This is a genomic window from Yersinia sp. FDAARGOS_228 (genome assembly GCF_002073315.2).
Classification (GTDB): domain Bacteria; phylum Pseudomonadota; class Gammaproteobacteria; order Enterobacterales; family Enterobacteriaceae; genus Yersinia; species Yersinia intermedia.
On the sequence record NZ_CP020409.2, the window covers coordinates 4,819,473 to 4,844,179 of the forward strand.

Below are 24,707 nucleotides of genomic sequence, written 5' to 3' on the forward strand. Positions count from 1 at the left end.
ATTAGCTCCGGGTTAACGAACACACGGCATAGTTGAGCAAATTTCCCAATCCTGTGACCGTTTGTTGTAATGACTCTTCAACAGCGCCTACTGAGCCATACACCACTAACGCACCGGTAAAACGGTCGAGAAAACCAATTTGCACATTCGCCGCTTTTGTTGCCAAATCGCCAGCAATCATGGCAGTTTCGCCTGGCGTTAGCGTCATGATGCCAATAGCTTCTGCACCGGGAACTCCGATCTTCTTCGCTAAATCCTCGCCAGGATGCGCGATGATATGAGCCAGAGTCACCTGTTTACCGGGAACAAACTCTTGAATAATCCGTTCCTTTTCCATTGTGTCCCTTGTTTTCTAAACCCGATCCCCGCTGCTGCTACGGTGGCCACTTTCATTCCCCCCATGAAATGATTAATGCCATTTCATGGGATTCACTCAGATACCGCCTGACTACAGCGCCCACGATCCTGAGCCCATACTGGCAGCGTTAATAAAAAGGGAATAACAAATATCGGCACACAAATAGAAAGGTTGAAGTTGGTCACAATCAAAATGCAGGCTGCAAAAATGCTAAAAAGAGGATAAGGAACGCTAATCGCCGACCAGCTCCTTTTGGTGGGTTCCGAATTGGCGTCCCCAGAGCTAATGCGGATCGGTGTTCTGAGGGGCTGCGGTTAAGCGGGCATTGCCAACATCACTTGCTGGGTTATTTTTCCGACTGGACTGGTGAGCCCAGAATTGGGCAGTGAACAGGAATGTAGAAAACGGCGAGTAGCCTTACTATTTTTTTTGACGGTCACCGCATTGTGCCCCAAACAACCAATTTTTCTAAACAAGAGAGATTACATATGACACTTACGGTAGTTTCCGAATACAACAACTTACTTTATGATGATGAAAGGCGATCTTACATATAACACTCTGGCAGTATTAAATATCAGGAAATTACATGTTAGAAATTTTTGATGTCAAATATGATGAGTTGACTGATATACGGTCTGAGGACCTGTATAAACTGAGGAAAAAAACATTTAAGGATCGCCTTAACTGGGCGGTAAATTGCAGCAATGGAATGGAGTTTGATGAATATGATAATCCAGATACGCGTTATCTCCTGGGTATTTATCAAGGTCAATTAATTTGTAGTGTTCGTTTTATCGATCTCCATTTACCCAATATGATCACGCATACTTTCACCACCCTCTTCGAGGATATCGCGTTACCCGGAAAGGGTTATATTGAGTCGAGCCGTTTCTTCGTTGATAAAACCCGCGCAAAACTGCTTTTTGGGGGGACTTTTCCCATCAGTTATGTGTTCTTTCTGTCGATTATAAATTACTCCAGACATCATGGATACACGGGTATTTATACTATCGTCAGCCGGGCTATGTTGACCATACTTAAACGTTCAGGCTGGCAGGTTGAGGTGATTAAAGAAGCGTATGTCACCGAAAATGAACCTATCTATCTGCTCTGTCTTCCGACAGATCAATATAACCAGACACAACTGCTTCGACAGGTTAACCAAAGGTTACAAGATTCAGACTCAATATTGAGTGCATGGCCTATGGCGCTGCCCGTCATGCCAGAACCGGCTTAATCAGTTCCAGTTCAACGCCAAGCCTGATGGCCTGTTTGGCGTTGATCACACCCAGCTTTTTCACCACATTTCCTATATGATATTTCACCGTTCGGGATGTAATGCCTGTGATCAGCGCAATTTCCTGATACGTTTTACCCATACTGGCCCAATGAAGTACTTCATTTTCTCGTGGAGATAAAAGGGTTTTACTGGATATACCTGTCCCCTTGAGGCCCAGAACATTAATCTTATTTTGACTTAGCGTGAGCATCTTTTCATGGGTTTCAATCAAAACCATCTGTAACCGATCTCTGTCATTCACTACTCTGCCTTCCACCTCTTTCTGGACATTATCGTCCATGATAAGTGACAGCATCGCCAGATTATTCATCGTATCGTGAAGGACAAAGGTAAAACCATTAACGATATTATATTTTTTGGAGAGAGCAAAAATCTTGGATAATTTCAGTTCGGAAAGGACAGTGATATTTTCATCCCAAGAAAACGGTGAGAATCGCCTGAAAGCGGTCAGCACTACGGGGTCTATAAGCTGGTAGTTATGGGTGGTGTAAATATCAGCCCATTCGTTCGGATAGCTAGTGACAATAAAAATATCGACGGGGTCCTTTTTATTGATCACCATATAAGTATACCTTGGACGATCATAGTCGATGAGTTTTCTATCAATATAATCACGTAGTGTCTCGATTATTTCTTCACTCTTCTTGAAACAAGAATGCATTCACCTTCTCCATTGACTGACATAAAGTGCAATGAATTATTGCACTTTAGTACAACTACCGTCCCGTACTCACACCCGTATAATGATTAGACAAGTTGATAAAAAAACCTGACCACAAGAGTCAGGTGACTACATCAGTCTAGTCAACACCAGGGAAAAACCAGAAGCAATATATTAAAATGTTACAGGAGTGCATTTTTTCTGCAAGTGTAACTTTTGTAACATTTTAACGCCCTTAAAATAAGCAACTCCGCTTGTTTCATCGTTATCCGTGTTTCGATTCTCATTCACCCACAAAAGCTAACTGCCCAATTTATTCAACAACGCCTACTTTCACATGCTCCCGCCGTAAATGGTAATCCACCTGGTACTCGCTGGCATTTCTGAACATTACGGAGTAATTCACGAAATCGCCACTGTCGCTGTATGACAGCGAGGTGATGCGCAAAATAGGTGTCAACTCATCGACATTCAGCAGCTTCGCCATCTTTTTATCGGCAAGTACAGGCGTGAGGCTCTCATAATTACCACACACGATGATGTGGCATTCATCTTCGATATAGCTGAATTTCGACCCCTCAAGGTGGGCAACGGACAAATTGCGATAGAGCTTCGCTGGCATGTAGCTGTCTTCTACCATCAGAGGTTTGCCATCGACCGAACGAACTCGGCGCGAGTAGTAGATCCGTTCATCAATCTTAATGCGCAACTGGCTGGCGATAGCGGGTGGTGCGGGCATAATAGTAAACTCCAACACATCACTTACCACTTCCTTACCCTGATTGCGCATCACCTCGATAAATCCAGTCAGGTTGGTGGTTTCATGATGTACATCTTTCTTCGCGATATAAGTACCGCTACCGTGGCGGCGCTCCACCAATCCCCATCCCACCAGCAAATCTATCGCCTTGCGAATGGTCATGCGGGAGACGCCAAACTCTTCCGCCAAGCGAACCTCCGCAGGCAATGGGCTGCCGATATTGTAATCGGCAGAATTGAGTCGGATACGTAGTCTGTCGGCTATGGATTTGTAGATCACTGGTAGACCTCTCTGGAGTTTCGCACTGCGCTTAAATAATCTACATACTATAAACTAATATGCTGTTTTTATTTAAGTTGTAATCAACATCATCCCGTGAAGGTTCTATGGGAAATCGTCATGTACAGCTTTATGACAAAAAGTAGACAACTTGGTACAAACAAAAACCATGAATGTGATCACGAATCGGTGCGACGGACAAAGATAACACTTCATGAACTCCCTACTCTGCTTCTCAGACCCGCGTTAAAGAATAAGGTCACGTCCCCTACAGGTTGTTACATGAGGATTTAAAATGCTCAGTCAAATACAACGTTTTGGTGGTGCAATGTTTACCCCAGTCCTGCTATTCCCGTTTGCCGGGATTGTGGTCGGTATCGCCATTATGCTAAGTAACCCGATGTTTGTCGGCGAAGCGCTCACTGCACCCGATAACTTATTTGCGCAAATCGTCCATATTATTGAAGAAGGTGGCTGGACGGTATTTCGTAATATGCCACTGATTTTCGCTGTGGGTTTACCTATTGGTCTGGCAAAACAGGCTCAGGGCCGCGCCTGCCTGGCCGTGCTAGTCAGCTTCATGACCTGGAACTACTTCATTAACGCAATGGGAATGACTTGGGGTCACTACTTTGGCGTTGATTTTAGCGTCGACCCAGTGGCGGGAACTGGGCTCACTATGATTGCCGGCATCAAAACTCTCGATACCAGTATTATCGGTGCGATTGTGATTTCTGGATTGGTCACCGCTATCCACAACCGCTATTTTGATAAGCCACTTCCCGTTTTCCTCGGTATTTTCCAGGGTAGCTCATTCGTCGTCATTGTAGCCTTCTTCGCCATGATCCCTTGTGCGTGGCTTACCCTGTTCGGTTGGCCAAAAGTACAGATGGGGATTGAATCATTGCAGGAGTTCCTACGCAGCGCGGGTTCACTCGGCGTGTGGGTTTACACCTTCCTTGAGCGCATCCTGATCCCGACGGGGCTACATCACTTCATCTATGGCCCATTTATCTTTGGCCCGGCAGTAGTGGAAAGCGGCATTCAGGTTTACTGGGCGCAGCATTTGCAGGAGTTCAGTCAAAGCACGCTGCCGCTAAAAACGCTATTCCCAGAAGGTGGCTTTGCGCTGCACGGTAACTCGAAGATATTTGGCTGCCTGGGGATTGCGCTGGCCCTCTACGCCACCGCCGCACCTGAAAATCGAGTGAAGGTGGCAGGTCTGCTGATCCCTGCCACGTTGACGGCGATGCTGGTCGGCATTACCGAACCACTGGAATTTACCTTCCTGTTTATCTCGCCGGTGCTGTTTGTCGTCCACGCATTTCTGGCCGCAACCATGGCGACGGTAATGTATATGTGCGGCGTGGTGGGCAATATGGGCGGCGGCCTGCTTGACCAGTTCCTGCCACAAAACTGGATCCCGATGTTCCACAACCATGCGTCAATGATGTTCACCCAGATTGGCATCGGCCTCATCTTCACCGGTCTCTACTTCGTGGTGTTCCGCTTGCTGATCCTGCGCTTCAACCTGAAAACACCGGGCCGGGAAGAGGCCGAAATCAAGCTCTATAGCAAAGCGGATTATCAAGCATCCCGCAAGCAAACTACGGCATCGGTAACTAAAGAAACCAAACAAAGCCAGGCTGTCGGCTTTCTCGAAGCACTTGGCGGAGCAAACAACATCCTGAGCGTTAACAACTGTGCGACCCGCCTGCGTATTACCCTGGTGGATATGTCGCTGACGCAAAGCGATGACATTTTTAAAGCGCTGGGTGCCCACGGTGTGGTGCGACGCGGCAACGGTATACAGGTGATTGTGGGGCTGAATGTCCCGCAGGTCCGCGACCAGATCGAAAACCTGATGAAAGACTCTTCTTCGAGCGAACTTAAATCCATGACGGAGGCAGTATCATGAATAAATTCTCAGTAGTTGTAGCTGGCGGTGGCAGCACCTTCACTCCTGGTATCGTACTGATGTTACTGGCAAACCAGCACCGTTTCCCGCTGCGCGCGCTGAAATTCTATGATAACGATGGTGCGCGCCAGGAAACCATTGCCGAAGCGTGCAAAATCATCCTGAAAGAACAGGCGCCAGACATCGAATTCAGCTACACCACGGATCCCAAAGTAGCATTTACCGATGTAGATTTCGTGATGGCACACATCCGCGTGGGCAAATACCCGATGCGTGAAAAAGATGAAAAAATCCCTCTGCGCCACGGCGTGCTTGGCCAGGAAACCTGCGGACCAGGTGGTATTGCTTACGGTATGCGCTCCATCGGCGGCGTGCTGGAAATTGTCGACTATATGGAGCAATACTCGCCAAACGCCTGGATGCTAAACTATTCCAACCCAGCGGCGATTGTGGCAGAAGCAACCCGTCGTCTGCGCCCAACGGCGAAAATCCTCAACATCTGCGATATGCCAATTGGCATTGAAAGCCGCATGGCGCAAATTGCTGGTCTGAAAGACCGCAAAGAGATGCGCGTGCGTTACTACGGGCTGAACCACTTCGGCTGGTGGACATCGATTGAGGATCTACAGGGCAACGATTTGATGCCTAAAATCCGCGAATATGTGGCTAAATTTGGCTACGTTCCGCCATCAGATGAACAGAGTACCGAGGCGAGTTGGAATGACACCTTTGCCAAAGCAAAAGATGTCTGGGCGTTGGATCCAGAGACCTTCCCGAATACTTACCTGAAATACTATCTGTTCCCGGACTACGTAGTAGCGCATTCCAACCCAGAGCGTACCCGCGCTAACGAGGTCATGGATCACCGCGAGAAGCACGTTTTCGGCTCCTGCAATGCCATTATCCAGGCGGGTAAATCCTCGGCAGGCGAGTTGGAAATCGATGAGCATGCCTCTTACATCGTCGATCTGGCAACAGCCATCGCCTTCAACACGCAAGAACGCATGTTACTGATTGTGCCAAATAACGGTGCCATTAATAACTTCGACCCAGAAGCCATGGTCGAGATCCCATGTCTGGTTGGCAAGAACGGCCCTGAACCGCTGGTGGTTGGCAATATCCCGCAATTCCAGAAAGGGCTGATGAGCCAGCAGGTGGCGGTAGAAAAGCTGGTGGTCGATGCTTGGGAACACCGCTCTTATCAGAAGCTGTGGCAAGCCATTACACTGTCCAAGACTGTGCCGAGCGCATCGGTTGCTAAAGCGATACTTGATGACTTGATTGAAGCTAACAAGGACTACTGGCCTGAGCTGCAGTAAGGGTAACGTTAGCCAACGAGAACAACTTCCCTCTTCCCTAATCCTTGTACATATACAGTCCGAGGAGAGGGGAAGACGGGAAGATCAGAACTTGAGTTGGATTTTATTTATCCCGAGGATGTAATACCTGTTGGTTAAATAATGACAATTATTCTTTGACCAGATCATTATATTCAATAATTTTTAGCTGCCACTCAGTTGTTCACTATGAGTTAAAACCGTGACACTGTTATTTAGAAAAGCCCGCTTTCTAAGCTGCCTGTACGTTTTAACCGGAGAGAAAACTTACCCTTAACGACTATTTGCAACAGTGCCGGTTTTTGTACGATTACCCTCCCTCTATGTCTACTCAACCGGAACCCCAAAACGCAGCCACCCCCTTCAAAACCGATTCTATTATCAGGGTTGTGGTTTGGCGTCAAAGCAACAGAGGGAATGTTGCACTTGCAGTGTCCTGAATGGATTGGCTGTAGGCAGGATCGCGTTTTGTCAGCTCTGCAACGATAAACTCCACCAACAACATTGCGCCAACTTTAGCCGGAAGCGTACCAGCGTTGAGTGGGCCTTCGGGCTTTGCCGCTACCAATAGCGTATCGGCCAGTTTGGCCAAAGGACTGCGTTGGGTGTTACTGATAACTATTACCCGCGCTTGGCGCTGTTTAGCGAGCGTTACTGCGTGCAAAATGTCTTTGGTGGAACCAGAGCTGGAAATGGCAATCAGCATATCATTCAGGCCCAGTGAAGAAGCATTCATCGCCGCACGGTGCATGTCGCTGAATAGCAGGGCTGGTTTACCCACACGCAACAGTTTGTATTGCAAGAAGTCACCGATAATCGCGCTGGCCGCTACGCCATAAATCTGCACTGTTTCTGCCTGATGCAACGCCTGCGCAGCCTGTTGTAGTGCTTGATGATCAAGTAAGGCTCCGGTATCACGCAGCGCTTGTACACTTTCTTCTACCAAGTTTTCCGTAGTGCTCAGATTGGAGGCGATCTCTGGTTGGCTTTGCTGTACGCACAGCGCCAATATCATTTTAAATTCGGTGTAACCTTTGCAGCCCAAATGCCGGCACAGACGGGTCACGCTGGCCTCACTGGTGCCACTCTCGCGGGCTAATTCAGTGATGGTAAAGTAGATAACTCTGGATGATTCTTCGATGACAAAATTCCCAAGTTTTTGCAGCGTAGGGCTGTAACCGGCCAAATCTTGTCTGAGGCGTAATAACAAATTTCCAGTATTCATCAAGTTACCCTTCTGATTATTCCTGTTTCTATTGTGACGGAAAGCCTTCATCTCCCGCCAGCTAAATTCGCTAATTGTGAAATCCATCATCCTTTTGAAAAAAATTACCTAAATTATATTTAATTTGTGGTAATAATTTTCACCATAAAAACAATTTAAGCGGGGGATTTATGTCAAAGTTAGAGGGGACAAAGTCAGGAGGCTGGTTTGAAAAAGCTCAGCTTTTTGGTAAATCATTTATGTTGCCTATCGCCGTTCTGCCAGCAGCCGGGCTGCTGCTAGGGATTGGTGGGGCGCTTTCCAATCCGAATACCGTCGAAGCTTACCCTTTCCTGAATGTCGGTTGGCTCCAAGGTATCTTCATCGTTATGGCCAGCGCGGGTTCTACCGTGTTCGCCAATCTGGCGGTGCTGTTTGCCGTGGGCGTGGCTGTGGGGTTGGCAAAAAGTGATAAGGGCACTGCGGGGTTAGCATCATTAATTGCTTATCTGGTGATGAATGCCACCATCAACGCCTTGTTGAAGATTAACGGTTCGTTGGCAACGGATAATCTCGGCGCGGTGGGACAAGGGATGATCTTGGGGGTTCAGACACTGGAAACTGGCGTATTCGGTGGGGTGATTATCGGGTTAGTGACGTGGTATTTGCATAATCGCTACAACAAGATTGCTCTCCCGCAGTTTCTGGGTTTCTTTGGTGGTTCCCGCTTTGTTCCCATCATTAGTTCATTGGCGGCGATTGGCGTGGGGGGATTGATGACCCTGGTTTGGCCGCACTTCCAGCAGGTAATCTTTGGTTTGGGCGGTCTGGTGGATGCTACCGGTTATGTGGGAACCTTCATCTACGGTTTTGTACTGCGCATGCTTGGCCCTTTTGGCCTGCATCATATTTTCTATCTGCCTTTCTGGACGACAGCTCTCGGTGGCAGTGAAGTAATCAACGGGCAACTCGTGGAGGGAACACAGCGTATCTTCTTCGCACAACTGGCCGACCCCAACACGCAGCAATTCTACATCGGCACCGCACGCTTTATGTCTGGCCGCTTTATTACCATGATGTTCGGCCTGGTTGGCGCTTGCCTGGCGATGTATCAAACCGCACGGCCTGAAAACCGCAAACTTGTTGGTGGGCTGCTGCTTTCTGCGGCGCTGACCTCTTTCCTCACCGGGATCACTGAACCTATCGAATTCTCATTCTTGTTTATTGCCCCGGCGCTGTATGTGGTCCATGCGGTATTTGACGGTCTGGCCTTTATGCTGGCCCATATTCTGCACATCACCATAGGCCAAACGTTTTCCGGCGGTTTTATCGATTTTATTCTATTTGGTGTTTTGCAGGGGGAAGCCAAAACCCATTGGATGTACGTGCCATTGGTCGGTATCCCCTGGTTCTTCTTGTACTACTTCACATTCCGTTTCCTGATCCTTCGCTTCAATTTCAAAACACCGGGGCGCGGTGATGATGCAGCGACAGAAACGGCACCACCTGGAACAGCGCGTGCGCAGCATGTTCTGACAGCATTGGGTGGTAAAGACAATATCGTGGAACTGGATTGCTGTGCCACGCGTTTACGCATCACGCTGAAACAGAGCAAGTGTGTTGATGAAACAGGATTAAAAGCCACTGGCGCACGTGCAGTTATCGTTCGCGGTAATGGCGTTCAAGTGATTTACGGCCCACATGTGACCATCATTAAAAATGAAGTAGAGGAGTTAATGGATTTATGAGTGTGTCGATTTTGCAGCAAATTAAAGGAAAGTTGGTGGTGTCTTGTCAGGCTCTGGAGCATGAACCCTTGCACAGTGATTTTATTATGTCGCGCATGGCAGTCGCTGCCGAACAGGGAGGGGCCGCGGCGATCCGCGCGAACAGCCTGGAGGATGTGAAAGCCATCCTCCGTTCGGTCGAGTTGCCAGTGATTGGTATCATCAAACGGGATTATCCAGGCAGTGAGGTTTATATCACCGCGACGATGACAGAAATAGATGAGTTGATGATCGTAGCACCACAGATGATTGCCTTGGACGCCACATTCCATCAGCGACCAGGCGAGCTGCAGTTACCGGAACTAATCGCAGCGATTAGGGCCAAATATCCCTCGTTACTGCTGATGGCAGATATCGCTACCCTGGAAGAGGCAACGCATGCCAGCTATCTGGGATTTGATTGTGTGGGGACTACGTTACACGGTTATACCAAAGAAACCGCAGGGCAAAAGCTGGCTCAGGAGGATTTCCGTTTTCTACGTGAAGTGTTAGCCGCAGTTGACCTGCCAGTGATTGCAGAAGGCAATGTGGAAACACCGGAAATGGCTGCTCGCTGTCTGGCTCTGGGGGCGCACGCGGTAGTAGTAGGAGGCGCGATCACTCGCCCTCAGCAAATTACCCGTCGCTTTGTGGCTGCAATCACGGTCTGAGTGAAGGCACGGTGGGGTGTACTGACAATAGTCTGATCCGCATTTCACCACTGGTGACGCAACATTTTAAGTCAGGCTGCGTATTACAAAGTGAGTCTCGCGCTCCATGCCGTAAATGTTTACTTAACAGTCATGAGCCTGATTGAAATGCAGGCTCATGATTGTTATTGGATGTCATGGCGTAACCATGGAGTGAACTCCTGTCAGTACCCCCTCAGGGCTAAGCAGTCGGGTAACCATCTGACCCCGGCGTTCTTCACGTTTAGCGATTAACAGCCGATAACCGTTCTAACTCAAGGTGTCTGTTACTATATCAATATCCTCGGCTTCAAATTGAAGTACAGACTTTCATAAATAAACCCAGCCAATAAAGATACCGCCTCAAGTATGACGGATATATAACTCTATTCTGAAGCACGATATATACCTGGCCTATTAATCCAAGATGATTCCCAATTAACGTCCTACACCATACAAGATATATCTCATATAGCAATTCATCGCGAATACTCAGCTTTCTATTAAATTCCATAAAACGGTCAGCCACTTCGTGAGCGTATCTATTTGATTAATTTCGCCCATATTGATTTTAATTAATAAAAATCCATCTTACTCTTACTTTTTAGCTAAAAAAACAGTAGCATAAGCACAATATTGGCATCTCCCCAGATACGTTAAAAATTTTATCTTCTGAAAAGTAAATAACTTTAAGCATTTGTGGGTGGGCTTTATTTTAGATTAATAGCCAACAATGATGATTTCCACAGAGATGAAACCATCTTTAAAGTTATTTATCTAATTACAGGGATTGTGGACTCCGTAATGGCCATGATATCGGTCACACTATGGTGTAAACCATTATAGTTGCGTCAACCGGTGACCTCTCTATTAATGTATTTTTTCTTTTATAAAATTCAAAAAATATTCAAGACGAGTATTTCTGGAGTGTTGCAATAATGAAAAAAAGTATAGCACTTGTTACTCTTTCCCTGTCTTTAATGGGGTGTCAAAACGCGACTCAACAGTCTGCATCGCAAAAACTGGCACCGGGATCGACTTCTGTTACACAACAGGCCCCAATAACCCCACCATCTTCACCTATTGGGCATCAATACCAGACGGTAAGCAGCCAAGTTTCCCCGTCGCCATCATCAATTAACTCGACGACGGGTGTTGCTCGCGAAGAGTATGACGCCATTTTGGAGCCCTGTCTGAAAGAGTTGAGAGCATTGCAGCAGGTTAAACAAACCAAATTTATGGCTCGCAGTGCAGAGCTGAACCATTTATTGGGCGAAGCCAAAACCTATATAAAAGTACGAAGCAGCATGAATGGCGAGATGACAACCATCCTCGATTCTGCTTTCCAATATCGCATTGCCAGAACCTGTAATGATATCAGAGTAGACCTAACTCACTCTCTCTTGGAACGTATTGAGAAAAATTGATTGTTAAATAGAGACGTTGAGCCATTAGGAGATCAGGTATGAATCGAGGGACATTGGCCTTAGCTATCGCTATATTGCTATTCAGTAACAGCGCTTTAACAGCAGAGACAAATTCAAATAATGAGTCAGAGCCCCTTTCCAGACTCTCCGATATTTTACAGCAACGGCACGATGCCCTTTTTGGAACTATTGAGCAGTTAGACATTCCGCCCGCTAATTATGATCATGAGGCCGTTCGTGATTCAGAATATTCTCGATCGGCTCAACCAAGATTACAGAGTAATACACGATCCTCAAACAGTACGACTCAACTTAAAAAGCAACTTGCGAAAGTACAAAGCGCTGCGCAACAGCAAAAGGTTAATGCTGAGGCTCAAGAAAAATCCTATAAAAAATCTCAGCAGCGATTATCCGCGCAAATTGCACAATTAAAGCAGCAACTTTCCGAAGCACAAAAACGTCCGGCAGAAAGTAGTTTGCGCCAAGTTGGTGAGCAAGTAAGTGAAAGGATTCGTTCTGTTTGGGCGAATATTCAGAAACCTGATAATACGAACAGATCTTCAGGTAATAATCAGACCCAACTCACGGCTCAGATTAATGACTTAACGCAGCAATTGACCGCGGCTAAAAATCTCAATGCTCAACGACAAGCAGACCTCGATGCCCTGAAGCTGCAACTGGCCGCTGCCGAGAAAGCCAGCGCTGATAAGCTTGCCAAGGCAGACAGCGCCGCCAAGGCCAAAGACGATCAAAGCCAGAAACTGACTACCCAAATCGCTGACTTACAACAAAAGCTTACCGACTCTGAAAAAAGTGCCAAAGAGATGCAGGCGCAAACTACCGCGCTGATGAAAGATGCCGACAGCGGCAGCAAAGAGATGGCAAAACAGCTCGACGCCCTAAAGCTGCAACTGGCCGCTAGCGAGAAAGCCAGCGCTGATAAGCTTGCCAAGGCAGACAGCGCCGCCAAGGCCAAAGACGATCAAAGCCAGAAACTGACTGCCCAGATCGCCGACTTGCAACAAAAGCTCAAGGACACCGAAAAGAGTTCATCTGAGTTACAAACGCAGGCGGAGAACAACCGCAAAGAGGCAGCAACCCAAATTACCATGCTACAGCACAAACTTAATGCAGTTCAAAAACGTGATGCTGGAAAGCAAGAACGTATAGATGCACTAAGTCAGAGTTTGGACAGCAATAATCTGCAGCTCAACATTAAAATTGACACATTACAACAACAGTTGGCTGCCGCAGAAAAAGCGAGTGAAGAACAAAAATCGCTAATGGCGGTGCAAGAAGTAGAAAGTAAAAAACGGGTTTCACAAATCGAAGCTCTGCAACAACAGTTAGCTGATAATAAAAAGTCGCAAGAACAATCTGCTGTGCAAACTGTTGCAGCGAATAAAGGCCCGTCAGCAAAACCAGTAACCAATGCAGAAAAACAAGCCTATGCCAACGGCATTATGTATGCCCGGCAATTAAGGGAAATCAACAATCAGCAACAGCAAATGGGGCTGGTTCTTGATAACAGATTCCTGGTCAGTGGATTCAACGACGAGATGAATAAACAATCAAGTATGAGCAGCAAAGATCTCTCTGCCGCGCTTACTACATTTAATAGTACCGTCGATAAAAAAATGAATGAGCTGGCAACCAAATCAGAGAAAAGCAGTAATAGCTATCTACAGGAGTTCAATAAGAAAAAAGGCGTGAAGAAGAGCCCTTCTGGTTTCAGTTATCAGGTTGTTAGCGCAGGAAACAACAAGAAAAATACGGGGAACGGACCGTTACGTATACAACTTAGAGAGTCATTATCAACAGGCGTAATTGTTAGTGACACTGATAAGCTAGAAGACAAATCAATCACCATCTACTACGAACAGTTGCCTCCACTTCTGCAAGAAGGCATCAATATGATCGGTGAAGGGGGGGTTGTGAAGATCGTCGTTCCCGCGCAATTAGTCTATGGGGATGCAGGTTCACCACCGTTGATTCCACCTAAATCAACGTTAATTTACGACCTTAAAAGACTCGCCCCCTGATCTCATGCGCAAACGAATAACCTTGGCATTGAAAAGTGCTGCGTGGGCTTAGCTAAACGCATTACCCACGCACCCAGGTCGCAATTATCCGGTTCATTACCAACTAATAGGATGATGCGAGCTCTTACAAATATAGTCATACAGGCGTTGAGTATCTTCCAATGAACAAAGGCGAGTGCCAAGATTAAGTGTTGCCGCGCTACCAGCGGCAACACCAAAACGTACAATCTCAAACAGGTCTGCACCCTTTGCCAGTTGCAGTGTCATCGCGCCAACCATACTGTCCCCTGCCCCAACGGTACTCATCTTCTTCACCGGAGGGGGCACGATTTGTACCCAGTTATCACGATCAACTGCCAATGCTCCCTGTGGCCCAAGCGACACTACTACTCGCTCGGCAGCGCCACGATTAACCAATTCCTTAGCCGCATGGCGTACATCATCAGGATGCTCCAACTCCCGCCCAATAAGGGCCGATAGCTCATTCTGATTAGGTTTTACCAAGGCCAGCCCACCCAAATCTAAGCTCGCTTTTAAGGCATCGCCAGAGCTATCAATGATGCACTGCAATCCCATCGCTTTAGCCTGCTGAATCAGGTGAACTAATTTTTCAATGCCGGTACCTGGCGGTAAACTACCGCTAATAACCAGGATCGATCCTGAAGGGATGTTTTGCACTTGTAGTACCAGTAGATCAAACTCAGCATCGCTTAGTCGCGCCCCAGGCATAACAAAACGATACTGTTCACCGCTGTTGTCTACGTGGACATGCATATTCTGCCGTGTCCAATCCTGGGTTTTCAGCGTTCTCGTATCAATACCCTCCTGATCAAGCAATTCTTTCAAGTGCTCCCCTGTTGGGCCACCAATAGGAAAAATTGCATGAGCTTGACCACCAAGGTAAACAACGGCACGGGCGACATTAATGCCACCACCACCCGGTTCAAAAATAGGTGCCGTACAGCGTAGTTTGCCTTCAGGATAGATTTTAGGCGTCGTCGTTGCACTGTCTAGCGAAGGGGATAATGTTAAAGTGAAAATCTGAGTCATAATACAACCTTCCTTTTCGGCTTTTACTTCGCAGATTCAGCGAGTAAAAATGGAAATTGTGTATTGGTTACGGACTTAGAACGACCACATTAGCAACCAGAAAGCTCGATAAATGATTTACCGTAACCTCAGTAAATACAGTGACTATTCTAAATAAAGCACATAATTCAGGGCGTCATGGTATTAAGATACAATTGAATAATAGGCTTTATTTATCATTTTATCTGATAATCACGGATAAGAAATGTGATTAGTAGTGATGTTAACATCAGTGAAACTGAAATCAGGTTATGTGCTATCGAAAGTCACGACGAGGCCTGAGAGAGTTGTCATCGTTGTAGTTTACTCTACAGCAGTTACCCGCCACCGCCCGAAAATATTAATAAATTGAATACGAACCTTTTCCTGCGGATTTTGCACGATACATAGCTATATCTGCATGTGCTAACAATTCATTTCCGGCGGCCTCTCTACCCGAACAAATCGTTGCACCAATGCTAATCGACAGATGTATCTCGATCTCCCCAAGGCAAACCAATGCGGACAATTGCGATAATACGTTTTCGCAGACTTGCTTTACTTGCGCCTCAGGATCAGACAGATTTGAGAGTATAACGGTAAACTCATCACCCCCCAGCCGAGCCAGATATCCCTTGGACATTAGCGTTTCAGACAAAAGATCGGCAACTGCCATTAATACCAAATCGCCAAAATCATGGCCTTGAGTATCATTGATCTTTTTGAAGTCATCGAGGTCGAGGAACAATAACGCCATGTATTGACCCGCTATTGCACTGCTCTCAATACTTGATGCCAACTGGCGTAAAAAAGCCCGACGATTAGGTAATCCGGTGAGTATATCGTGATTAGCTTCATAGTCAGAACGTTGTTGCAATGCTTTAAGTTCGCTGATATCCATCGACAGAATATAGAACCCGCCATTATCACAAGGTACCAACGTGGTGCGAACCAGCATCAGCCCCGAACGCGGGCGAAGTTCATTTTCAAAACTGACGGTATGCCCATCTAAGACCTTCTCAATCATTGGCTTGGCGTTGCAATACGCTTTATCTCCCATAAAGTCTCTAAGGCACATATTCTTGAGCGTTGCCTCATCAAAACCAAACCACTTCATAAAAGTGTTATTGGCGAACAGATAGACTTCGTTAGCATCAACCTGGCTAATAAATGCTGGCATGTTATCTGTAATTGCGCGTAAACGTTCTTTTTCTGCATTGAGTAGGCTTTGAGCCATAGTCCTACTCTCAATTTCAAGATTGAGTTTATCAACTACGGTATTTAGCTCTTTGGTTCTTAGCTCTATCCTGTCTTCAAGTTCACCTTGCAAAGCATACAGATCCGCCTCAACTTCTTTACGTTCAGTAATATCGACGATTACTGTAATGAAATGACGGGGAGAACCATCAGATTGGCGACTTAGTGCCACAGACATTTGCACCCAGACAATTTTTCTGTCTGAGCGGAAAAAACGTTTTTGCATTGAATAGGATGGGATACTGCCTGCCAATAATTGATGTAGCAGTTTCAAATCAGCATCCAGATCATCTGGATGCGTAATATCCTGGAAGGTCAGTGCGAGTAATTCATTTTCAGAATAACGTAATATTTCATGAAGTCGCGAGTTGCCTCTTAACCAGTAACCATTAAGGGAGACCAGAGCCATCCCAACCGCCACCTGAGAAAAAGTTTGCTCAAATAAGGATTCAGTGCACTTCAGAGTAGACTCTAAACTCTCAGTGTAAATTTTTCGCTCAACGCAGTGTAAGTACTCTTCAACAATTGCAGAAAAATCGCATAAGTCGGTGACATCTTGCGGCGAAAAAACTCTCGGCTGGTGAGCAATCAGACATAACGTCCCCATTGGCAAGCCTTTGAGGGATAGCAACGGCTGTCCGGCATAAAATCGAATATGGGGATAACCCGTAACGAGAGGATTATCACTGAAACGCAGATCCGTCAGTGTATCGGGGACAATAAAAGTCCCCGACTGCAAAATAGCATGCCCACAAAAAGAGATATCTCTTGCTGTCTCTTGTACCTCTAATCCAACACGCGACAGAAACCACTGACGATCGCGGTCAACCAGAGAGACTAACGCAATTTCCACACCAAAAAACTTAGCGGCAAGTCGAGTCACTTGGTCAAGATTTGTCACGCCAGTGGCGTCCAACACAGACAGCGAATCCAGAGTTAACTGTCGCAGAATTTCATTAGTAGGAATATCTGGTTTAATCATCGTCAACACTCCAGTCATTGATTTGACTCGGACATGATCAAAGATTCAACAGTGTCCTCCATTAGATTTTTTGCTTATACGATAATATGTTACAGATTCATATGCTCATAACTAACACTATCAATGATGGAAGAAGTCAATATCAGTCACAATACTTCTAAAAATTGAATTTAAAAGATAAAGAGGATGACCTGAGTCTTGAAGATAACGTGGCACCCCATGTTATTCAGTAGACGAAGAGTGGCCAGATCACAGGCCACTCTTTTGCACTTAAACCATCAACTCAAATAGCCCATAGCTCAATTCTTTGTATCGAACCAAGTCTTCCATTGTGGCACTGCGCTAGCAAAGGTTCCTCTATGGGTCGTCGGGCCTGTTGATATCGCTTCTACCAAGGAATTACCTGACCCCATTGACTGAGCATAAGTCATCGCCATCCGCCCAACGCCGACCGTGATCGCCTCATCACTCTCCCCATAGTAGTTATGGACTGGGGATTTGATAACCCACCGATAAGATTGAGCAGAACTAATAAGCCGGCCAAAGGTTGAAGCTGCAAAAAATTGAGGATCGAAATATTCCGCGCGAATAAGCTTATGTAAATCGACGGGAATATCGTCAGCATTGAAAGGTTGACGTTCGTAAGCCTTTTTAGCTACGTCATAATACTCATCATTAATCAATGAATGCGCTAATCCAGGGACACCGTAGTAGTTTTCATAAGCGAAAGCCGACAAAATCATTATACTATTCAGCCAATTAGCATCCGACTTTCGTGGGAAAACCAGAAAACCTTCCATCAAAGCAAAGACATCAAGTGGCGCACTGGCCGTGGCGGTGCCTTGCACTGGAACCCCGATATTTTCTAGCTTTTCAAGTAACGCCATAGTCACAAAACCACCTTGCGACCATCCGGCAAGAAACAAGTTTTTGTTTGAAAGCCCCATCTGCTTTAACACACTCTGGGCGGCAATAAGCAGATCATACGTAGCTTGTTGATGGCTCCCTTTAACCATATATCCTTCGGGTTCTGACGAGATCCCCAAACCAAAATAATCAGCGCCGATAACCAAATAACCTTGTCCGGCAAACTGTGCAATCATCAGTTGCGTTTCTGGTGACTCTTCAGGAAATGAGGGCACCTGATGTTTACCGTAAACAGTGCCATGTTGATAAGAAACCAGGGGAAATGATTTATCGGCTGTCACTGGGACGGCAAGCAAACCCGATGTAACAGTAGGTTTGTTACCTTTTTCGGGAATAACTGAATGATAAGTAACCCGATAAAGATTAACCGCATTACGTGCTTGGGTGTATTTAACGTCAATACCTGAAAATTTTGGGGTATCAGTATTGAGGATTTTATTCAGACGTTCAACATCCCAACGGCCAATAAGCTCATAGGTAATACCATTAGATACCTGGATAGGTTGGTTATTTATTTGCTCTGAATAGGATGGGAAAATCCAGAAGGCCAGCCATAAATACGTGAAATAATGGAGTAGCTTCAACATTGAGTCTCCTTCAAATTAATTGTTTGATTATACGTATCATTACAGAGAATAATTTAAGCATACCCTAATGCAAGTAACGGGTTTATTTACTTGAAGTAAATCGTTCTTTTCATCCTCAAACTGCATCTTTGCATACTTTATTTGATGAATTATGGCGCCCCCAACAGAGCGTTAGCTTTTCTTTTCAAAGAACAGTGTCACTTTGGCGACTTCAACGCCAAATTTGCGCAGTGATGTCTGGTTAAATAAATGAGTATCATCCTGGCGGTATAGCCAGTCATCAAAGTGCAGTTTTATGCTGCTGTTATCTGTTTTCACGTCCATGTCATAACGCCAGTTGAAAGCATTACCTGCGGTATAACCGTGGGCCACGCCGATGATATCCCCTGCGGTTCCCTGATAGCTGCCATCAGCGTTTCTGATGATGCGCCAAATACGTGTCTGGCGCTCGCCATCATCAAAAACAAACTTCTCGTTGAGAGTCAGGGTATTGCCAACAACATCCCCCTGGATTACCACCTCAAAACGGCGGGTCTGCTTATTCTGATAATTCTGCAACATTCCCCAAGCGCGGGTTTCGCCGCTGAAGTAGCCGAACAAATCGAAAGTAGGTTTATTGTTTTGATAGTCATTGATATCGGCACTGCATCCAGCCAGTACAAACAGGAAAGCCAGTAGTAGGTTTTTGATATTCATCAGATACCTCCAATCAATTGTTGCCCAGTTTCATCGGCGCTCAGCACTCAGTTGCACGGTACTGATGGATCGCGCCAGAAAACCAGCTTCGCAATAGCACAAGTAAAATCGCCACTGGCGCTGAAAACGTTCGTCAAATCCCTGCTTGTGTAATAAAGGCCAGTTCTGCTCAAAACGCTCACGCCATTGTTGCAGCGTGCGGGCATAGTCACGGCCAATATCGAACAGATCACACATCACCAGATCGCTGTGGCGTGTGAGGGTATCGCACAGCGCGGTTATCGACGGCAAGAAGCCTCCGGGGAAGACGTAACGCTGGATAAAATCCACATTATTACTGTATTGCTGATAACGCTGGTCGGTAATGGTGATCGCCTGTAACACCATTTTGCCTTTAGGTTTCAGTAACTGCTGGCAACGTTTGATAAATAGAGGCAAAAAACGTTTACCTACGGCTTCGATCATTTCGACCGAGACCAGTTTGTCATATTGCCCCGTCAGCTCACGGTAATCCTCAAACAACAGAGTAACGCGATCCTCTAATCCGGCTTGCTGAATACGCTGTTGGGCATAAACATATTGTTCCTGCGAGATAGTCGTGGTGGTAACGCGGCAGCCATACTCGCGCGCGGCAAATTCTGCCAGCGCTCCCCACCCAGTACCGATCTCCAGCAGATGATCTTGCGGTTGCAGATCTAACTGTTGGCACAAGCGACGCATTTTAGCCTGTTGCGCCTGTTCCAATGTCATCTCCGTTTCGCTATACAACGCGCTGGAGTAAAGCATTTCACTATCGAGAAACTGCTGATAGAAGCTGTTACCCAGATCGTAATGTGCGGCAATATTGCGCCGTGCCTGCCGCCGACTATTATCGCGTAGCAGGTGTACTAGCCGATGCCAAGGGGCAGTCAGCCAACTTAGACGGGCCTCCATTTTATCGACCAACTGCATGTTACTGGCCAGCAATTGAAGCAGGCGGGTTAGATCAGGACTGCTCCAATAACCGTCAATGTAACTTTCTCCACCAGCAATACTGCCGCCCAACAGTATTCGGCGGTAAACTCGTGGATCATAAACCTCGATTTCAGCCTGTAGTGGTGCCTGAGTATCACCAAACTGGATTTCACCGATACCGGCTTCACGCAGCAATAAGCCTCCCCCTTGCAACTTTTGTAGCAAGGTAAAAATGATACGGCGAGCGCCTTTGTTGTGACTCGAAAAAGACGCGCTATCGGCGAGGGTGTATTCTGAGGAACTCATTGTTCATCCTTACCGCCGCTGGCGGGGTGAGGGTAAATGGGCGTGCGTTTCAGCCATAATTTCAGTGCTTGCCAATAAATAGCCGCAGCAGTTTTCAGCGTCATCAGGGGCAGGAGCCATAACTGTCGGCGCAACGTTGCCCGCGTCAGCGGGTGTCGATAAAGCAGTAGTGTGGCATCAAATTCGCGGCTGGCACGGTGATTCTCAATATGGATGCGCAACCGCTGTGCAGGGGCTGAAAGCCGCCAGTGGTAGGTCATGTCCATCGGGTTAAACGGCGACACATGGAAAACCTTGTCTATGGTTGAGGTACCCTCGGGGTTAACCGCATAGGTATGGCGTTCATTCCACGGGGTATTACGGACTTCTGCCAACAACCAACACAGTTTGTCATCTTCGTTATACAAGTAGTAAAAATTGACGGGATTGAAGTAACACCCCAGATAGCGCAACTGGCACAGCAGCATAACGCGGCCATTCAACCTTTCACCGGTCAGTTGCGCAATACGCTCCTGCGCTTTGTGTTTAATATCGCCCCCACCCAGATAATCGCTACGATAAAACGCCGCCGGGGCAAAGCGTTCCAACGCAATACCCAGCGCGGGCAATTGCGTCAGTTCATCAAGATCAATTAGCGGCATGAAGATTTGGTAATCAAAGCTGTGTTGGACCGGGCTGAAGCGACGATGGCGCACGTGTCCAACATACAGGGCGCTATTCATGTGGCATTCTCCTGCAACAAAACCTGCGTGACATCCAACGCACTGCGTACCCCATCTTCGTGGAATCCGTTATACCAGTAAGCGCCGCAGAACCAGGTATTGTGCTGCCCGTTTATCAGCGAACGCTGCTGTTGCGCCAATACCGTGGTCTGGTTGAACACCGGGTGATGGTAACGAAACTGGCGCAGAATAAGTGCCGGTTCAATCGGTTGCTGCGGGTTGAGTGTGATGCAAAAGGTCTGTGGCGCATCCAAGCCTTGCAGAATATTCATATTGTAAGTCACGCTGGCGCGCTGGCTCTCTGCATGCTCGTCGCTGGCAGGCAAGCGATAATTCCAACTGGCCCAGGCACGGCGCTGGCGTGGCAGCAGGCGAGTATCGGTATGCAGAATGACTTCATTTGCCTGATAGCCTAATTGAGCTAAAACACCTTGCTCCTGCGGGCTGGCATCAGCCAGAAGGCGCAGAGCCTGATCGGCATGGCAGGCAAAAATCACCTGTTCAAAATGTTGTTGCCCCAAAGAGCTATGAAGTATCACCCCTTGTGGTTGGCGTTCAACCCGCAGGACGGGCATATTTAGGTGCAGCATCAGGCTGTCTGCCAGCACAGCCAACATGCGGCGCACATACTCACGCGAGCCGCCTGGCACCACAAACCATTGTGGGCGGTTGGTGATGTCCAACAGGCCGTGGTGATCGAAAAAACGCAAAAATAATGCCAACGGAAACTGGCGCATGTCGGTCATAGAAGAAGACCAGATAGCAGCCCCCATCGGTAACAAGTAATGCTGGGCAAAATAGGGGGAAAACCCTTCCTGTTGCAGAAAATCGTCCACCGTTTGAGCCGCAATACCGCCATTCGCCAAGTTTTTCTTACATTGGCGATTGAAGCGCATAATCTCTGCCAGTAGGCGATAAAAACGTGGATTCAGCAGGTTACGGCGTTGGGCAAACAGCGTATTGAGGGTATGGCCGTTGTATTCCAAGCCACTACGTGGATGTGTTACCGAGAAGCTCATCTCCGTGGGTTGGCCATTGATACCCAACTCAGCCAGCAGAGCAATAAATTGCGGATAGGTCCGCTCGTTATAGACGATAAATCCGGTGTCGATAGCGTAACTGCGCCCTTCTAGCGTGACGTCCACGGTCGCGGTATGCCCACCGGGATAATCATTAGCTTCAAATAGTGTAACCTGATGTTTTTTAGCTAATTTCCATGCGCAGGTCAAACCGGAAATCCCACTACCGATAATGGCGATTCTCATTGGATTACCTCACCAAACGCTTGGCAAGCCAGCGCTGTAGAGCTTGTGGAAGTAGGCCTGCCAGCCGTAACAGCGCGGCGAACAGTGGGGGAAAAGCAATTTCAGCGGCCCCTTTTGCCAGGCCACGGCGAATATAGTGCGAAGCCTGTTTAGGGGTGATTATCATCGGCATGGCAAAATCGTTGCGGTCAGTCAGCGGTGTGGCAACAAAACCGGGTAATATCAGCGAAACGTTAATATCGTATTTTGCCAAATCCACGGTCAGGCTGCGGGCAAAATAGGCAAGTGCTGCTTTGGAGGCACCATAGGCTTCGGCGCGCGACATGGGGATCAGGCTGGCTGTTGACCCCACAAGGGCGATCCTGCTCCCTGGCAACAATTGTGGCAACAGAACATCTAAGCAATTGATCGGCCCTAAAAAATTAGTATTAAGCACCCGTGCAACCCGTTCAGCCTCTACGACACCGTTATCAAGATATTCACAGGTTCCAGCACATAAAATCACCAAATCAGCCGGACATTGCGCCAACGCCTTACGCGTAGCAGACAAATCGGTTATGTCGAAATGGCGCGTCATAATCGCTGGATCATGCGCGCTAAGTGCCACCAACCGGGTTTCATCACGCCCACAGGCGGTCACCTGCCAGCCCTCGGCGGCATAGTCGAGAGCCAGTTGCTGTCCAATACCGGAACTGGCTCCGGTGATCACCACGTGTTTCATGCTTGCAGCCTCTTCTTTAACTTGAGAACAACTCCACCAAGCAGCGGTATGTGTTCATAAAGCATGGCACCCATATCGTAATAGTCGCGCTGATAAATAATCCGCTGTTCGGCAAAGCGCAACAGACTGATACCCTCTAAGCTGAGCACAGCGCCACGGCGCAGACGGGGATGGGCATAAGTCATATGCCAGCATACCGAGGCTTGTTGGTCATGATGCTGAATGTCAGTGAGAGTAAAGCTACAAGTGCTTAAGTTACTGAGCAGTAACTGAAAATAGGCTTCAAGTGAACGTAACCCCTGATGTTCTCCGACGGGATCGATAAAGTGGATATCGCGATGATAAACACCCGATAGGTCAACCAGCCGTGCTGTATCCAGCGTGGTATAGAACTGCGAAAAACGTGCCAGCAATGCTTCAGCGTTACTCATGGCGATGCTCCGCAGTATGGGTTAGCAGAGAGTGGTTATCGATAAACGTAATATTTAACCCAGCGTCGTCCCAGGCAGCTAATTGTCGCCGTTTAGCGGTATTGAGCACACCATCGGTGCAGATAAAGTAGCGTTCGGCCTTGAACATCGCTAATTGCGGGGATGCCAGTGAACCCGGCAAGATATCGATATGCATATTGTTTTTGGCCAACACGATAGCGGCCATCCACAATTCGGTAGGATCAGTATTTCCCCACCCAAGTAGCAATACATTTTCACCTGGCTTTTTACGCGCACCAAGCATACAAAAAGTAGCGTATTCAATGATCACGCCATCCAACAGACTACTCAACATATGCAGCAATTGATGGTCATGCTTGAGCTGTGATCGTAGTGGCCGTAGAACATAGTCAATAAAAGCCTGAGGCGGATATTCCCGTCCTAGCTCAAAAATACGGCTGCGTAGTTTATGGGGGGCAGGAGTCTGGATCAGCGCCAGCAACTGTTGTTGCAGTGTGACCCAGTTAGTACTCTCGTCAGGCACCGTGCCGCCGTCGAGTAAAGGTTTGATCTGGCTAACCGGCACACCGCGCTCTATCCAACGGAGAATGCTGCGGATACGGACAATATCATCGTCATTGAACTGTCGATGCCCGCCTTCAGTGCGTTGTGGCTTTAACAGGCCATAACGCCGTTGCCAGGCACGTAGCGTTACCGGATTAATACCACAAAGTTGAGCTACCTCACTGATACTGTATGTCGCCATGCCATTTACCTTGCCTAAAACACCTATAGATTAACCATAGCGGGTTAATGCAAAGTTGTACAAAAAAAATAATATTGTACAAGTTTGAGCGAGGCATGATGAGAGAGATTACTATGGTGAAATTAGGCAGGCTTTGCGGTGTTATCTGGGGGATGGGATAGCTGATACCGTATTAGCAGTACCAGCAAAAACAACGCTGAGGAGCAGGCTGCCCGCGAATCAGATTGATAGCGGGCTGTTGTCAAAAAAAATTGTCAGATAGCCTGCTTAAGAATGTCCGC

At 47.2% G+C, this 24,707-nt stretch carries 21 protein-coding genes and 1 pseudogene; 7 read left to right on the forward strand and 15 right to left on the reverse strand.

All coding sequences use genetic code 11. From position 1 onward, the window contains the following. Window position 1 precedes the first annotated feature (1 nt). The gene (gene eutS, locus A6J67_RS22555; protein WP_025801761.1) at window positions 2–337 is read right to left on the reverse strand and encodes an ethanolamine utilization microcompartment protein EutS; all 336 of its coding nucleotides are present in this window, start codon (window positions 335–337) and stop codon (window positions 2–4) included. Window positions 338–947: 610 nt separating this feature from the next. Here eutS and A6J67_RS22560 point away from each other — a divergent pair. Beyond that, the gene (locus A6J67_RS22560) at window positions 948–1,598 is read left to right on the forward strand and encodes an acyl-homoserine-lactone synthase (RefSeq protein ID WP_032907296.1); all 651 of its coding nucleotides are present in this window, start codon (window positions 948–950) and stop codon (window positions 1,596–1,598) included. Here the strand turns inward: A6J67_RS22560 and A6J67_RS22565 are convergent. Together A6J67_RS22565 and A6J67_RS22570 are read right to left on the reverse strand one after the other, a co-directional pair. Further along, window positions 1,579–2,322 (reverse strand): helix-turn-helix transcriptional regulator, encoded by a 744-nt coding sequence (locus tag A6J67_RS22565; RefSeq protein ID WP_080608438.1) that lies wholly within the window; start codon window positions 2,320–2,322, stop codon window positions 1,579–1,581. The two genes, A6J67_RS22560 and A6J67_RS22565, sit on opposite strands and share 20 nt — an antisense overlap. A 313-nt stretch (window positions 2,323–2,635) precedes the next feature. After that, window positions 2,636–3,361, reverse strand: a complete 726-nt coding sequence (locus tag A6J67_RS22570; RefSeq protein WP_005189905.1) for a GntR family transcriptional regulator — start codon at window positions 3,359–3,361, stop codon at window positions 2,636–2,638. A gap of 295 nt (window positions 3,362–3,656) precedes the next feature. On the opposite strand from A6J67_RS22570, the gene A6J67_RS22575 reads away from it, so the two are divergent. Both A6J67_RS22575 and A6J67_RS22580 read left to right on the forward strand, forming a co-directional pair. Further along, entirely contained in the window at window positions 3,657–5,279 is a 1,623-nt protein-coding gene (locus A6J67_RS22575) for an alpha-glucoside-specific PTS transporter subunit IIBC (RefSeq protein WP_005189909.1), read from the forward strand. Next, window positions 5,276–6,598: a 6-phospho-alpha-glucosidase gene (locus tag A6J67_RS22580; RefSeq protein WP_032907299.1), complete on the forward strand. Its 1,323-nt coding sequence runs from the start codon at window positions 5,276–5,278 to the stop codon at window positions 6,596–6,598. Before A6J67_RS22575 ends, A6J67_RS22580 begins: the two co-directional genes overlap by 4 nt. Before the next feature lie 418 nt (window positions 6,599–7,016). Here A6J67_RS22580 and A6J67_RS22585 read toward each other — a convergent pair whose 3' ends face one another. Further along, on the reverse strand, window positions 7,017–7,844 hold the full coding sequence (locus A6J67_RS22585) for a MurR/RpiR family transcriptional regulator (RefSeq protein WP_032907332.1): 828 nt from the start codon (window positions 7,842–7,844) through the stop codon (window positions 7,017–7,019). A 167-nt stretch (window positions 7,845–8,011) separates the two neighbouring features. On the opposite strand from A6J67_RS22585, the gene A6J67_RS22590 reads away from it, so the two are divergent. Together A6J67_RS22590 and A6J67_RS22595 are read left to right on the forward strand one after the other, a co-directional pair. Next, window positions 8,012–9,568, forward strand: a complete 1,557-nt coding sequence (locus tag A6J67_RS22590) for a maltose/glucose-specific PTS transporter subunit IIC (protein ID WP_042569126.1) — start codon at window positions 8,012–8,014, stop codon at window positions 9,566–9,568. After that, window positions 9,565–10,257, forward strand: coding sequence for an N-acetylmannosamine-6-phosphate 2-epimerase (locus A6J67_RS22595; protein WP_042569125.1), 693 nt, complete (start codon window positions 9,565–9,567; stop codon window positions 10,255–10,257). Before A6J67_RS22590 ends, A6J67_RS22595 begins: the two co-directional genes overlap by 4 nt. Window positions 10,258–10,431: 174 nt before the next feature. On the opposite strand, the pseudogene A6J67_RS23770 reads toward A6J67_RS22595, so the two are convergent. Then, window positions 10,432–10,542: pseudogene (locus A6J67_RS23770) on the reverse strand (glyoxalase); the annotation flags it as partial. A 671-nt stretch (window positions 10,543–11,213) separates the two neighbouring features. On the opposite strand from A6J67_RS23770, the gene A6J67_RS22605 reads away from it, so the two are divergent. Then, window positions 11,214–11,702, forward strand: coding sequence for a hypothetical protein (locus A6J67_RS22605; RefSeq protein ID WP_050074584.1), 489 nt, complete (start codon window positions 11,214–11,216; stop codon window positions 11,700–11,702). Window positions 11,703–11,740: 38 nt separating this feature from the next. Next, on the forward strand, window positions 11,741–13,744 hold the full coding sequence (locus A6J67_RS22610) for an FKBP-type peptidyl-prolyl cis-trans isomerase N-terminal domain-containing protein (RefSeq protein ID WP_050297788.1): 2,004 nt from the start codon (window positions 11,741–11,743) through the stop codon (window positions 13,742–13,744). Window positions 13,745–13,840: 96 nt separating this feature from the next. Here the strand turns inward: A6J67_RS22610 and pfkB are convergent, their stop codons facing one another. The 10 genes from pfkB to A6J67_RS22660 form a co-directional block, all read right to left on the reverse strand. Next, entirely contained in the window at window positions 13,841–14,794 is a 954-nt protein-coding gene (gene pfkB / locus A6J67_RS22615) for a 6-phosphofructokinase II (protein WP_042569122.1), read from the reverse strand. A gap of 379 nt (window positions 14,795–15,173) precedes the next feature. Continuing rightward, window positions 15,174–17,051 (reverse strand): diguanylate cyclase domain-containing protein, encoded by a 1,878-nt coding sequence (locus tag A6J67_RS22620; RefSeq protein WP_192945351.1) that lies wholly within the window; start codon window positions 17,049–17,051, stop codon window positions 15,174–15,176. 299 nt (window positions 17,052–17,350) lie between these two features. After that, window positions 17,351–18,565, reverse strand: coding sequence for an alpha/beta hydrolase family protein (locus A6J67_RS22625; RefSeq protein WP_050297786.1), 1,215 nt, complete (start codon window positions 18,563–18,565; stop codon window positions 17,351–17,353). Window positions 18,566–18,736: 171 nt separating this feature from the next. Beyond that, window positions 18,737–19,261 carry a DUF3833 domain-containing protein gene (locus A6J67_RS22630; RefSeq protein WP_005189942.1) on the reverse strand — a complete coding sequence of 175 codons (525 nt, stop codon included), beginning with the start codon at window positions 19,259–19,261 and terminating at the stop codon, window positions 18,737–18,739. Between the two features lie 30 nt (window positions 19,262–19,291). Next, window positions 19,292–20,521 carry an SAM-dependent methyltransferase gene (locus tag A6J67_RS22635; protein ID WP_050074589.1) on the reverse strand — a complete coding sequence of 410 codons (1,230 nt, stop codon included), beginning with the start codon at window positions 20,519–20,521 and terminating at the stop codon, window positions 19,292–19,294. Further along, window positions 20,518–21,243 carry a DUF1365 domain-containing protein gene (locus tag A6J67_RS22640; RefSeq protein WP_032907307.1) on the reverse strand — a complete coding sequence of 242 codons (726 nt, stop codon included), beginning with the start codon at window positions 21,241–21,243 and terminating at the stop codon, window positions 20,518–20,520. The genes A6J67_RS22635 and A6J67_RS22640 overlap by 4 nt, the downstream gene beginning before the upstream one ends. Further along, window positions 21,240–22,508 (reverse strand): NAD(P)/FAD-dependent oxidoreductase, encoded by a 1,269-nt coding sequence (locus A6J67_RS22645; protein WP_050297785.1) that lies wholly within the window; start codon window positions 22,506–22,508, stop codon window positions 21,240–21,242. Before A6J67_RS22645 ends, A6J67_RS22640 begins: the two co-directional genes overlap by 4 nt. A 4-nt stretch (window positions 22,509–22,512) precedes the next feature. Further along, entirely contained in the window at window positions 22,513–23,229 is a 717-nt protein-coding gene (locus A6J67_RS22650) for an SDR family NAD(P)-dependent oxidoreductase (RefSeq protein WP_032907308.1), read from the reverse strand. Beyond that, window positions 23,226–23,660 carry a nuclear transport factor 2 family protein gene (locus A6J67_RS22655; RefSeq protein WP_042569115.1) on the reverse strand — a complete coding sequence of 145 codons (435 nt, stop codon included), beginning with the start codon at window positions 23,658–23,660 and terminating at the stop codon, window positions 23,226–23,228. Before A6J67_RS22655 ends, A6J67_RS22650 begins: the two co-directional genes overlap by 4 nt. Further along, window positions 23,653–24,426 carry a MerR family transcriptional regulator gene (locus tag A6J67_RS22660; RefSeq protein ID WP_005189962.1) on the reverse strand — a complete coding sequence of 258 codons (774 nt, stop codon included), beginning with the start codon at window positions 24,424–24,426 and terminating at the stop codon, window positions 23,653–23,655. The genes A6J67_RS22655 and A6J67_RS22660 overlap by 8 nt, the downstream gene beginning before the upstream one ends. Between the last annotated feature and the right edge of the window lie 281 nt (window positions 24,427–24,707).

Bases quoted from the DNA above. Each gene is read 5' to 3' on its own strand.
- eutS (WP_025801761.1), bottom strand. From the start codon at position 337: ATGGAAAAGGAACGGATTATTCAAGAGTTTGTTCCCGGTAAACAGGTG.
- A6J67_RS22560 (WP_032907296.1), top strand. From the start codon at position 948: ATGTTAGAAATTTTTGATGTCAAATATGATGAGTTGACTGATATACGG.
- A6J67_RS22565 (WP_080608438.1), bottom strand. From the start codon at position 2,322: ATGCATTCTTGTTTCAAGAAGAGTGAAGAAATAATCGAGACACTACGT.
- A6J67_RS22575 (WP_005189909.1), top strand. From the start codon at position 3,657: ATGCTCAGTCAAATACAACGTTTTGGTGGTGCAATGTTTACCCCAGTC.
- A6J67_RS22580 (WP_032907299.1), top strand. From the start codon at position 5,276: ATGAATAAATTCTCAGTAGTTGTAGCTGGCGGTGGCAGCACCTTCACT.
- A6J67_RS22590 (WP_042569126.1), top strand. From the start codon at position 8,012: ATGTCAAAGTTAGAGGGGACAAAGTCAGGAGGCTGGTTTGAAAAAGCT.
- A6J67_RS22595 (WP_042569125.1), top strand. From the start codon at position 9,565: ATGAGTGTGTCGATTTTGCAGCAAATTAAAGGAAAGTTGGTGGTGTCT.
- A6J67_RS22605 (WP_050074584.1), top strand. From the start codon at position 11,214: ATGAAAAAAAGTATAGCACTTGTTACTCTTTCCCTGTCTTTAATGGGG.
- A6J67_RS22610 (WP_050297788.1), top strand. From the start codon at position 11,741: ATGAATCGAGGGACATTGGCCTTAGCTATCGCTATATTGCTATTCAGT.
- pfkB (WP_042569122.1), bottom strand. From the start codon at position 14,794: ATGACTCAGATTTTCACTTTAACATTATCCCCTTCGCTAGACAGTGCA.
- A6J67_RS22620 (WP_192945351.1), bottom strand. From the start codon at position 17,051: ATGATTAAACCAGATATTCCTACTAATGAAATTCTGCGACAGTTAACT.
- A6J67_RS22625 (WP_050297786.1), bottom strand. From the start codon at position 18,565: ATGTTGAAGCTACTCCATTATTTCACGTATTTATGGCTGGCCTTCTGG.
- A6J67_RS22630 (WP_005189942.1), bottom strand. From the start codon at position 19,261: ATGAATATCAAAAACCTACTACTGGCTTTCCTGTTTGTACTGGCTGGA.
- A6J67_RS22635 (WP_050074589.1), bottom strand. From the start codon at position 20,521: ATGAGTTCCTCAGAATACACCCTCGCCGATAGCGCGTCTTTTTCGAGT.
- A6J67_RS22640 (WP_032907307.1), bottom strand. From the start codon at position 21,243: ATGAATAGCGCCCTGTATGTTGGACACGTGCGCCATCGTCGCTTCAGC.
- A6J67_RS22645 (WP_050297785.1), bottom strand. From the start codon at position 22,508: ATGAGAATCGCCATTATCGGTAGTGGGATTTCCGGTTTGACCTGCGCA.
- A6J67_RS22650 (WP_032907308.1), bottom strand. From the start codon at position 23,229: ATGAAACACGTGGTGATCACCGGAGCCAGTTCCGGTATTGGACAGCAA.
- A6J67_RS22655 (WP_042569115.1), bottom strand. From the start codon at position 23,660: ATGAGTAACGCTGAAGCATTGCTGGCACGTTTTTCGCAGTTCTATACC.
- A6J67_RS22660 (WP_005189962.1), bottom strand. From the start codon at position 24,426: ATGGCGACATACAGTATCAGTGAGGTAGCTCAACTTTGTGGTATTAAT.